The following is a 9,525-nucleotide window of genomic DNA, read 5'->3' on the forward strand; positions in this document are numbered from 1 at the left end:
GGAAAACGCGCCCGTCAGACGCCCCAACGGGGACGGGGAAATCCACCCTTTGTCGGGCTTGCTTTTCTGTAAAGATTGCGGCGCAAAAATGCACATCCGCATAGATTACCTTAGTAATACGGAAACGGCAACTTTGGCAACCGCCAGAGCAAGAAAAAACGCCATAAATCTATCGTTTATAGCGTCTGACAGTTCCTATGCAGTTGTACGAAAAATACTACTTTTCCCCATCCTCACGCGCATCCAGAATGGCCTGCGCCGTGGCGATGAGGATTTGTATCTCCCTGTCGCTCATTTCACCCACCAGAGCATCAAGCTGGCGGGACGCGGTGGACTTTCCGCCTTCGGCTTCCCCAAAAAGGATCTGATCCACCGAAACATGATAGCGGGACATGAGCTCCAAAAAGATTTGGACGCTCGGATGCTGCCCTTTATTTTCAATATTAGCCAGATACCGAGGAGAGAGGAACATTTCATTCCCCACCTTGTTGCGGGACTCCTTGCGCTCGGTTCTCGCTTTTTTTACCGCAACCCCATAAGGGCGCAGGTCAATCTTTTCTACCGGCCTCTTTGCCATATTCATTCACCCAATTACATTCTACTGTTCACCTTTCTTTCTGAATATGTCTATACAGTTCCCCTATATAGCCAATATAATTCATATTCCGGCCATTGCTATTATACGGCTTTCCGTATATAATTAGAGTAATCAGTTTTCGGAAAGGACGGATGGGGATGGAGTATATGTCTTGCCCCGAAGCAGCAAAGAAATGGGGTATATCCGAAAGACGCGTACAGAAACTCTGCGAGGATGACCGGATACCTGGTATTTCTAAAATCGGATATATGTGGTTAATTCCGAAAAACACTCTCAAACCAATAGATGGAAGGACAAAGCAAGGGAGGTCTTTGAAACATGAATAGTGTTTTGATTATAGACGACGACAAGGAACTTTGTGCCTTGATGAAAAAATGCGTGGAACAGGAAAATTTGTCTACGGTGGCGGCACATGGTGGTTTAGAGGGATTGCGGCTGCTGGAAGAAAATAAAGACACTTGTTCCCTGATTATTCTGGATGTGATGATGCAGGACATGGACGGCTTTCAAGTGTTGCAGAAAATCCGGGAGAAAAACAATGTGCCGGTGCTGATGCTGACCGCCAAAAGTGACGAGGAAGATAAGGTTTTCGGCCTGCGGCTGGGGGCAGACGATTACCTGACAAAGCCTTTCAGCATTAACGAGCTGATGGCCCGCGTCAATTCCCTGATCCGGCGCTATACTACCTTAAATCCCGTGGCCGGAAACGAGGCCGCCACTATGCTGCTGAAAGATATGGTGATTGATAAAGTCAATCGGACAGTGACAGTTCAAAATCTCCCGGTAGAGCTGACCGGCAAGGAATTTGACCTGCTTCTGTTTCTGGCGTCCAATAAAGGGCGGGTGTTTACCAAAAAACAGATTTACACACAGGTATGGGCGGAAGAATATGCTTTTGACGACAGCAACATCATGTCCTTTATCAGCAAACTACGAAAGAAAATCGAGCCAAATCCAGAACAGCCGTTTTACATCCAGACTATCCGGGGTGTAGGGTATCGGTTCAATAAGGAGGCGTGAGCATGGAGATCAACCTTTATCTGCTGTTGGCCTTATTGATTACTCTGCTGGTGATTGGCTACCTTTTGGCAAAACTTCACCGTGTCCGGGGCCAGCTTTCCCTTATCAAAGATGCCCTGATGGATATAAAGAACGGGAACCTGAACCGTCGTGTACTGGCGAGGGAAAGCGACCTGACAAATCAAATCTGTTATGACATCAACGAGATTGCCATGAGCAGCCAATCCCGGCTTATTCGTCAGAAGCAATCCGAGCAGGCTTATAAACGGCTTATGACAAGCCTTTCCCATGATGTGAAAACCCCGCTTGCTTCTCTGGTAGGCTATTTGGAGGCCGTGGAAAGCAAGATGGTAACAGGAGCCGAGCAGGAAGAATATATTCGGGTGGCTACGGAAAAAGCCCATCACCTGAAAGACTTTGTGACTGCCCTGTTTGAATGGGTGAAGCTGGACGCCGGGGAACAGATTTTTCATTTTGAGCTTTGCGACCTGAACGAGCTTTCCCGCAACATTATGGCTGACTGGGTGCCGCTGCTGGAAAACCACAATCTTTCCTATGAGATAGAGATACCCGAAACAGAATACATGACAAGGGTTGATACCACCGCCTACACCCGTATTCTCAATAACTTGTTGCAAAATATCCTGACACACAGCGACGCAAGGCAAGTTTCCCTAACAATAACCGAAACGGAGCAACAGGCAAAAATCATTATGGCCGATAACGGGAAAGGGATTTCCGCCGCTGATCTCCCCCATATCTTTGAACGGATGTATCAGTGCGACCATTCCCGGTCTGCCAAAGGGAACGGGCTGGGCCTCTCTATTGCAAAGGAACTGGTAAGCGTCCATAAAGGGAGCATTACGGCAACCAGTGACCCTGGAGCTGGTACAACCTTTACCATCATATTTCCGAAAGCCCTGTGACCGTGCAGGGCTTTCTTGTGTTCAATAGCAAGGTTAAAACAAGATTTCGGCAAGGTTATGGCAAGGTTGATGCTTTATACTGGTTTTGTGATTGGAGATACCGGTAATACAATCACAGCATTGCCACACGGAAAGCGAGGAAATAAGTATGAGCGATTATTTGATCGAAACAAAGCAACTGACTAAAATTTATGGGGAACAAGCTGCCGTTAAAAATATTGATCTTCATGTGAAAAGAGGAAGAATCTATGGCCTGCTGGGGAGAAATGGAGCTGGAAAGACCACGACCATGAAAATGCTGCTTGGCCTGACGCAGCCCACTTCTGGCGAAGTCAAAATATGGAGGAAAACCTTGCGGGGGAATGAAAAGAAATTGCTTCCACGCATTGGTAGCCTGATTGAATCACCCGGTTTTTATCCCAATCTGACCGCTACCGAAAACCTGCGTATCTTTGCCACCTTACGAGGTGTGCCAAACCGCCACGCCATTAAAGATGCACTGGACTTGGTGGGATTGCCCTATAAGGATAAAAAACTATTCTCTCAGTACTCACTTGGTATGAAACAGCGGTTGGCGATTGCACTTGCTGTTATGCACGACCCGGAACTGCTGATTTTGGACGAACCGATCAATGGCCTTGACCCTATTGGCATTGCCGAGGTACGCAGCTTCATCCGTGAGTTGTGCGACGCCAGAGGGAAAACCATTCTGATTTCCAGTCATATTCTTTCCGAGATCTCTTTGCTGGCAGACGATGTTGGCATTATCGACCACGGAACGCTGTTGGAGGAAGAAAGTCTGGCAGAACTTGAGCAAAAAAGCAGTAAACATATCCATTTTACGGTTTCAAATACGTCACAGGCGGCCAGAGTTTTGGAGCGCGATTTCCAAGAGAACCATTTTTCTGTACTGGATGACCATAATATACAACTGTATAACCTTACTTTACCGATAGGGAAAATCGTGACAGCGTTTGTGGCTAACGGCTTAGAGGTGTCAGAAGCACATTCCTGTGAAGAAAGTCTTGAAGATTATTTCAAGCGAGTAACAGGAGGTGAAGGAATTGCTTGAGCTTGTATTTTGCGAATTTCTGAAATTAAAAAGAAGGAAATTTATTATCCTTACTATTTTTGCTGCAATACTATTTCCAATCCCTATGACAATCTTTGCAGCAAGGAGCAATTTGGGATTTAATTGGCTCTATCTCAATACTGGTGTTTTCGGGTATTTTTTATTGCTTCCAACAGTTTTAGGTATACTTAGTTCCATATTGTTTTATACAGAAAAAGCAAACGGGACACAAAAGAATATTAGTACTGTTCCAGTGTCACCGGCCTCACTGATTATTGCAAAAGTAATTACAGTATTGATTTTCTCGGTTGTATATTCACTTGCAACAAACGGGGCAACCTTAATAGGTGGTTTAATTATTGGGAATGTAGACCATTTCGCTAACAGACTTTTCATGGGCATCCTAATTAGTCTTATGGTAGCCATCTCTATCCTGCCTATTATTGCGATTGTAAGCCTTAGCAAGAAAGGCTACGTTTTTTCAATTATTATCTCGTTTGTATATGCAAGTGCCAGTTTTGCTTTTGTATTTGCGATGTCGAATGTCTTGTCGCCTTTGTCTGCTGTTTTTAGATGGGCATTACCTCACATGACTACCGGCCCTACTTACGGGTTAGATGATTGGTTTTTAAGTTCTCCTGCGTGTATTGGTGTTTTAATCATTACAGCAATCGCTTCGCTTTCTCTCTCAATCATCCTTACCAAAAAGCAAGAGATATGAAGGGGGTGTTGAATATGATTAGACTAATCAAAACAGAGTTCTTAAAATACAAACGCTACAACATTGTTTGGCTGGGAATTGTATCAATCTTCTTTTCAATTATTCTGGCAGTATTTCAATTAACTGGTACAAAAAATAGTATAGTGAGTTATGCAGGACTTTCAGAAGGAGTAATTTGGAACCATTTTAGCTTGTTCCTTCCTTTCACTTTCGTCTTGGTAGTCGGCTATTCTATCAATCGTGAATATACCGACTTTACATTAAAGAATATACTTGTAATTCCAGTTTCGAGAATCCGACTTATCATGTCTAAAATTATTGTCGGTTACGGTTTGGTAATTATAGAATGGATTTTCAGTTCCGTTATTACATTGTTAATTGCATTATTCATGGGATGTGAAGATATAAACATTGCCTCATGTGCTATAAGTTTTAAGCAGTTATTTATTGTAAGCACCTGCTGTTACATTGCGGTTCTCCCCATTATTATTATAACCGCAGGTAAACAAAATAGGTTTTTGTCTGGCGTAATATTCTCATTTTTCTATGGATTTTGCGGGATATTTCTTGCTGACCGCAATTTGGTCAATTTGTATCCTATGACAACCGGACTGGTTCTTTCAAATTATGCACATGATGATAAGATCATATATACACCATCGTTGAGTATTGGTGTGCTAATTGCAATTCTATGCTTTTCATTTGTTCTACTTCTTGTATTAAACAGAAAGAACAATGATTTGTAAAATCTGCCGGACGACGGCAAAAGAAAAAAAGCCGTCGTGCAGCAGCCCTTTTCCCATGCCTGATTACATTACGGCGGCTTTGAACAAATCAAGGCCGCCGTTCTCTATGCCCTCATACTGACGACGCCCTGACGCTGGCGGGATCGGCGGCCCACGGAGGGAGCCGCCGTGAAGCAAAGACTGCTTCGACATAATTCGGCAGGAATTTACCTGTCAAAAAAAGCCCATCCAATATCGGGAACCATCTCGCCTATGAATATGAACTGTATGATTAGGCTGATTGGTGTCGGAAATGAGGCCAGAATTGCCGATGGGCTATCGCTATGTTGCAGCTTTCCTACTCTAGGCTCCTAAAAATCCAATGTCAACTGAAACCCCAGCCGATAGAGTTCCAACCTCATTCCACGCCACAAGATTGATTGTACCTGCATTCGAGATTTCGATTCGGACAAGCCCGATGGAAGGTGCTGTTGCGGAAGAGATGAGCGCAAACCGGCAATTATTCCGGGGTCTAAATCCCTCGGGTAACGTGGCAATGATAGACAGTTTTCCCTGTTCCGGCTTCGCAAGGTTTTGTACCCACCCATGTATAAGCACAACGCCCTCCTGGGTTTTGCAATATTTTGCAGTACCAGATATACCATCAGCCAGAGATAAGTCGTATTCCTGCGGCGGGGTGGCGGTAGATATTTTCGTCCACCCGGTCCATTTGTTGCCGTAAGTTGCATTTTTGTTATAGTAACCTCGGTACAACGGTCCGCCGCCGCCGCCCTGGGTTTGGGCCTCAAACATGACATGGGTTGAACCGCCGCCCTTTTTCACAATAAGCAGCGGATAGTTGAGCGGGATCCATCCGGCAGTGCTGCCCGCAGTCCCCAATGTCAGCATGGCAACGGAATTTACGGCCATCGCATCGGCTATTAGCTCTGGTGTTGCAGTCGCCTCGGTAAGACCCAGTTCGGCAAATGTGCGATAAAGGGGCACCTTATTCGACTAAGGCGAAACTTGAAGAAAGGAAAGACAATATGAAGTATAAACATTCGTGCGTTATCGACGCAAATTTCATCTATAAAACCCTTGTACTGGTGCTTTTGGTACAGGCAGACCAGGGGCAGGGGGAGGAACAGGAGTGGAAGGTGCAGAACTACACTCTTGCGGATGGAGAACAGCTTATTGACACTACCACGCCTATCATGCGGCCCCATGCGGGGGCGGCAGGCTTTGTATCTCCAAAGTGGGATTCTGATACCTCCGCCTGGATCGAAGCCGCAACGGAGGAGGAGATCGAAGCCTGGGAGGCCGAACACCCGGACCCCAATGCTAAGACTCTGGAGGAGCTGCGGGCGGACAAGGAGACCGAAATTTCCGACGCTTGCAATACGGCCATCGTGGCCGGGATGGACGTTGAGACCTCCCAGGGTACCGAGCACTTTGCCCTCCAGGAAACGGACCAGATCAACCTGACCACGGCGCTCTCCGCCGTGGAGACTGGAGCCGCCGGATACCCCTACCATGCGGATGGGCAGCTTTGCCGGATGTTCACGGCAAAGGAGATCACCGCCATCTCCGCCGCCTCCATCTCCCACAAGCTCTACCACACCACGCTCTGCAACCACCTGTTAACCTGGGTGCGCCGGGCTGAGACGGCGGAGGAACTGGGCAGCATTACATATTCTGCTGACAATCTCCCGGATGACCTTGCGGCCAATATGACCCAGGTGTTGGCGGCAGCAACCGCCATAAACGCATGAGCCGGGCCGGACGCTGGGTGCTGTCCATTTTGCTCTGGACATGGGGAGGCACCGTATATTATTTCCTGGAGGTGATCTGGAAGCTGCTCCGGGAAGAGCCGGAGCGGATATCCTGGACCATGCTGGTGGTGGCCATTATCCTGTGCGTCCCGGTGGAGCGCTGCGGAGCGGAGCTACCCTGGAGCTGCCCCCTATGGCTCCAGGCTCTGGCCTGTGCGGCACTGGTGACAGTGGTGGAGCTGGTGGCGGGATTGATCCTCAACGTGTGGCTGTGCCTGGGAGTGTGGGATTATTCCCACCTCCCGGGCAACCTCTGGGGCCAGATCTGTCCCCAGTTTGCGGCGGTCTGGTGGGGCTTGTGCCTTATGTTTATCCCGGTCTTTGATTGGCTTAGGTGGACGGTTGAGGGCGGTACAAAGCCGCATTATATGCTAAAGGAGGATGAAGTATTGACGGATGAACCCAATCAATTCAGCAGCATGAGAAAATAAGGAAAGGATGGTACATATGGTACAGAGCAGAGAACACATCGCATTTGAGAACAGGTATTACAAGTCTGAGTGGAAGGAGTGGGTACCCGGCTATGAGGGCAAGGTGCGGTACAAAGACGGCACCTTTGCCCTCAATGAGGACGGCAGCCGCACGGTCTATGATGGCTCCACCATGCTGATGGGATTTGTGCGGCCTGACGGCACGCTGGTGAGCGACTATCCGGAAGGGGAGCAGGAGTACAGCATGACCTTCCTCCGGGCCGCCGCGGAGGTGGAGGTGTGAAAGCGGTAGCATCTATCCCGCTCTCCGAAATTTCCCGCCTGGCTATTGTTGTGACCAACTGCAGCAAGACATTGGCCCAGGTCAAGGAGGAGAGGGGAGCGGACTATATCCTGAACGGCGGCATGTGGAATCCGGATGGGACGCCCTGCCGGGGACTGAAGGTAGACGGCAAGCTGTTGTCCGCCACCCCCTGGGGAGACCTGGCGGGCTATGGGTGGGACATTCCCCGTGATCTGGCCCAGACCACAGACTGGCAGGGCTATGACAACTACATCGCCACATCCCCCCTGATTGTGGACGGAAAGCCGCTGGAGCACATCCCATATGATTCTGCCCAGGGAGGGCGGCGGCCCAGGAGCGCCATGGGTGTAGTGGGGGACTCCCTGCTGCTGTACTGCTCCAGTGATTCCATTACGCCGGAGCAGCTGCGGGATCAGCTGGCGGACCGGGGGTGTAGCTCCGCCATGATGCTGGACAGCGGCGGGTCTACCCAGTGTGATTTCAACGGTCAGACCATCCAGGCGGAACGCAAGGTACACAACTGGATCTGTGTCTGGGTAAAGAAAGAGGCGGCCCCGAAGCCGCCGGAAAGTGAGGAGCATATGGGAACGTACAGAGTAATTCCGTCCGTGGGCCTGAACATCCGCAGCGGCCCGGGGACAAGCTATGGTAAGGCAGGGGCCTATGCCTGCGGCACGGTGGTGGAGGTCCTGACCATCCAGGATGGCTGGGGGCAGACCGCCAAGGGGTGGGTCTCCATGGCCTACCTGGAGCCCGTAGAGGCTGTCCAGCGGGTTACGGATACCGGTATTGCCATCCAGATGGACTACATCCCCAAGGGGCGGAAGAACAGGCCCGGCGGAACCAATCCGGCTGATGGAGCTTCCATCCATGAGACGGGCAACTTTGCTGAGGGAGCGGACGCCGCCGCTCATGCCTCCTGGCTCAAGGGCGATGATGCGGAGGCAAAGCGCATCAGCTACCACTACACCGTGGACGATCACTCCATTGTCCAGCACCTGCCGGACAGTGAGACGGCCTATCACGCTGGGGACGGCGCCGACGGTCCTGGCAACACCACCACGATCGGGATCGAGATCTGCGTCAACAAGGACGGCGACTTTGAGCGGGCCAAGGCCAACGCGGCTTCTCTGGTGCGCCTGCTGATGGCGGAACACGGTTTCCCGCTGGACAAGGTGGTGCAGCACAATCATTGGTCTGGCAAGGACTGCCCTCAGACCATCCGGGCCACCCCCGACGGCTGGGAGACATTCCTGGACCTGTGCGACGGATGTGATCTGGAGCAGACCAAACTGGAGGACGCCGTGGATACCCTGGCCAGCGCAGGTATACTGACCGCTGTGGACTACTGGAAGGGCGGCGCCTACTCCACCAGTAACGTCCACGCCCTGCTCAAGAGCATGGCCGCCTACGTGCGGATCCAGTGAGGAGGGATGGATATGGAGCATATCAATACCTTCAAGGCGGCCATCGCCGCCATCTGCGCCGCACTCACCGCCCTGTGGGGCTGGTTTGGCTGGGTGGTGGTGGCCTGGGTCGTGTGCATGGTTATCGACTACGCCACCGGTTCCTGCGCTGCTCTGCGGGCGGGGGAGTGGTCCAGCAAGAGCGCCAGGGACGGGATCTGGCACAAGCTGGGCAGCGTAGTGGCCGTTATTGTGGCCGCCATCCTGGACGTGGTGATCGGCCACCTGCTGGCCAATGTGCCCGGCGTAGAGCTTCCTTTTACTTACACGGTGCTGTTGTGTCCCCTGGTGGTGATCTGGTATATCCTTACCGAGGCGGGGAGCATCATCGAAAATGCCGGCGCCCTGGGTGCCCCTATTCCGGCCTGGCTGACCAAGATGATCGCCGCCCTGGCATCCAAGGTGAATGATGCGGGAGACAGTATCACGA

13 protein-coding genes and 1 pseudogene are annotated in these 9,525 nt (G+C 50.4%); 12 read left to right on the plus strand and 2 right to left on the minus strand.

Annotated features, from left to right (window positions below):
- A pseudogene (locus tag B5F88_RS21610) lies at positions 1-109 on the plus strand (zinc ribbon domain-containing protein); the annotation flags it as partial.
- Positions 110-217: 108 nt separating this feature from the next.
- Here B5F88_RS21610 and B5F88_RS17405 read toward each other — a convergent pair.
- Positions 218-577: a helix-turn-helix transcriptional regulator gene (locus B5F88_RS17405; RefSeq protein ID WP_087348593.1), complete on the minus strand. Its 360-nt coding sequence runs from the start codon at positions 575-577 to the stop codon at positions 218-220.
- A gap of 158 nt (positions 578-735) precedes the next feature.
- Here B5F88_RS17405 and B5F88_RS21615 point away from each other — a divergent pair, with 158 nt between their 5' ends.
- From B5F88_RS21615 to B5F88_RS17435, 6 genes are all read left to right on the plus strand, one after another.
- Positions 736-924 carry a helix-turn-helix domain-containing protein gene (locus B5F88_RS21615; protein WP_087348570.1) on the plus strand — a complete coding sequence of 63 codons (189 nt, stop codon included), beginning with the start codon at positions 736-738 and terminating at the stop codon, positions 922-924.
- Positions 917-1,618: a response regulator transcription factor gene (locus B5F88_RS17415; RefSeq protein WP_087348572.1), complete on the plus strand. Its 702-nt coding sequence runs from the start codon at positions 917-919 to the stop codon at positions 1,616-1,618. Before B5F88_RS21615 ends, B5F88_RS17415 begins: the two co-directional genes overlap by 8 nt.
- A 2-nt stretch (positions 1,619-1,620) precedes the next feature.
- On the plus strand, positions 1,621-2,544 hold the full coding sequence (locus B5F88_RS17420) for a HAMP domain-containing sensor histidine kinase (RefSeq protein ID WP_087348574.1): 924 nt from the start codon (positions 1,621-1,623) through the stop codon (positions 2,542-2,544).
- A 148-nt stretch (positions 2,545-2,692) separates the two neighbouring features.
- Complete coding sequence (locus B5F88_RS17425; protein ID WP_087348576.1) at positions 2,693-3,616, plus strand: ABC transporter ATP-binding protein; 924 nt, start codon at positions 2,693-2,695, stop codon at positions 3,614-3,616.
- Positions 3,609-4,337: an ABC transporter permease gene (locus tag B5F88_RS17430; RefSeq protein ID WP_087348578.1), complete on the plus strand. Its 729-nt coding sequence runs from the start codon at positions 3,609-3,611 to the stop codon at positions 4,335-4,337. Before B5F88_RS17425 ends, B5F88_RS17430 begins: the two co-directional genes overlap by 8 nt.
- A 14-nt stretch (positions 4,338-4,351) precedes the next feature.
- The gene (locus B5F88_RS17435) at positions 4,352-5,083 is read left to right on the plus strand and encodes an ABC transporter permease (RefSeq protein WP_087348580.1); all 732 of its coding nucleotides are present in this window, start codon (positions 4,352-4,354) and stop codon (positions 5,081-5,083) included.
- Positions 5,084-5,425: 342 nt separating this feature from the next.
- Here B5F88_RS17435 and B5F88_RS17440 read toward each other — a convergent pair whose 3' ends face one another.
- Positions 5,426-6,067: a hypothetical protein gene (locus tag B5F88_RS17440; RefSeq protein WP_140402173.1), complete on the minus strand. Its 642-nt coding sequence runs from the start codon at positions 6,065-6,067 to the stop codon at positions 5,426-5,428.
- A gap of 41 nt (positions 6,068-6,108) precedes the next feature.
- Between B5F88_RS17440 and B5F88_RS17445 the strand changes: the two genes are divergently transcribed.
- The 5 genes from B5F88_RS17445 to B5F88_RS17465 form a co-directional block, all read left to right on the plus strand.
- Complete coding sequence (locus B5F88_RS17445; protein ID WP_087348584.1) at positions 6,109-6,834, plus strand: hypothetical protein; 726 nt, start codon at positions 6,109-6,111, stop codon at positions 6,832-6,834.
- A 29-nt stretch (positions 6,835-6,863) separates the two neighbouring features.
- Entirely contained in the window at positions 6,864-7,325 is a 462-nt protein-coding gene (locus tag B5F88_RS17450; RefSeq protein WP_242959862.1) for a putative ABC transporter permease, read from the plus strand.
- Positions 7,326-7,341: 16 nt separating this feature from the next.
- Positions 7,342-7,608, plus strand: a complete 267-nt coding sequence (locus tag B5F88_RS17455) for a hypothetical protein (protein ID WP_087348588.1) — start codon at positions 7,342-7,344, stop codon at positions 7,606-7,608.
- Complete coding sequence (locus tag B5F88_RS17460; RefSeq protein ID WP_087348590.1) at positions 7,605-9,056, plus strand: N-acetylmuramoyl-L-alanine amidase; 1,452 nt, start codon at positions 7,605-7,607, stop codon at positions 9,054-9,056. Before B5F88_RS17455 ends, B5F88_RS17460 begins: the two co-directional genes overlap by 4 nt.
- Before the next feature lie 12 nt (positions 9,057-9,068).
- The coding region (locus tag B5F88_RS17465) for a phage holin family protein (protein ID WP_087348591.1) at positions 9,069-9,525 on the plus strand (457 nt) is incomplete at its 3' end.

The sequence above is a fragment of the Flavonifractor sp. An306 genome (genome assembly GCF_002159455.1).
GTDB lineage: Bacteria > Bacillota > Clostridia > Oscillospirales > Oscillospiraceae > Flavonifractor.

What these genes read in the sequence shown, in the direction of transcription:
- B5F88_RS17445 (WP_087348584.1), top strand. Translation starts at nt 6,109, where the DNA reads ATGAAGTATAAACATTCGTGCGTTATCGACGCAAATTTCATCTATAAA.
- B5F88_RS17455 (WP_087348588.1), top strand. Translation starts at nt 7,342, where the DNA reads ATGGTACAGAGCAGAGAACACATCGCATTTGAGAACAGGTATTACAAG.
- B5F88_RS17425 (WP_087348576.1), top strand. Translation starts at nt 2,693, where the DNA reads ATGAGCGATTATTTGATCGAAACAAAGCAACTGACTAAAATTTATGGG.
- B5F88_RS17435 (WP_087348580.1), top strand. Translation starts at nt 4,352, where the DNA reads ATGATTAGACTAATCAAAACAGAGTTCTTAAAATACAAACGCTACAAC.
- B5F88_RS21615 (WP_087348570.1), top strand. Translation starts at nt 736, where the DNA reads ATGGAGTATATGTCTTGCCCCGAAGCAGCAAAGAAATGGGGTATATCC.
- B5F88_RS17420 (WP_087348574.1), top strand. Translation starts at nt 1,621, where the DNA reads ATGGAGATCAACCTTTATCTGCTGTTGGCCTTATTGATTACTCTGCTG.
- B5F88_RS17415 (WP_087348572.1), top strand. Translation starts at nt 917, where the DNA reads ATGAATAGTGTTTTGATTATAGACGACGACAAGGAACTTTGTGCCTTG.
- B5F88_RS17405 (WP_087348593.1), bottom strand. Translation starts at nt 577, where the DNA reads ATGGCAAAGAGGCCGGTAGAAAAGATTGACCTGCGCCCTTATGGGGTT.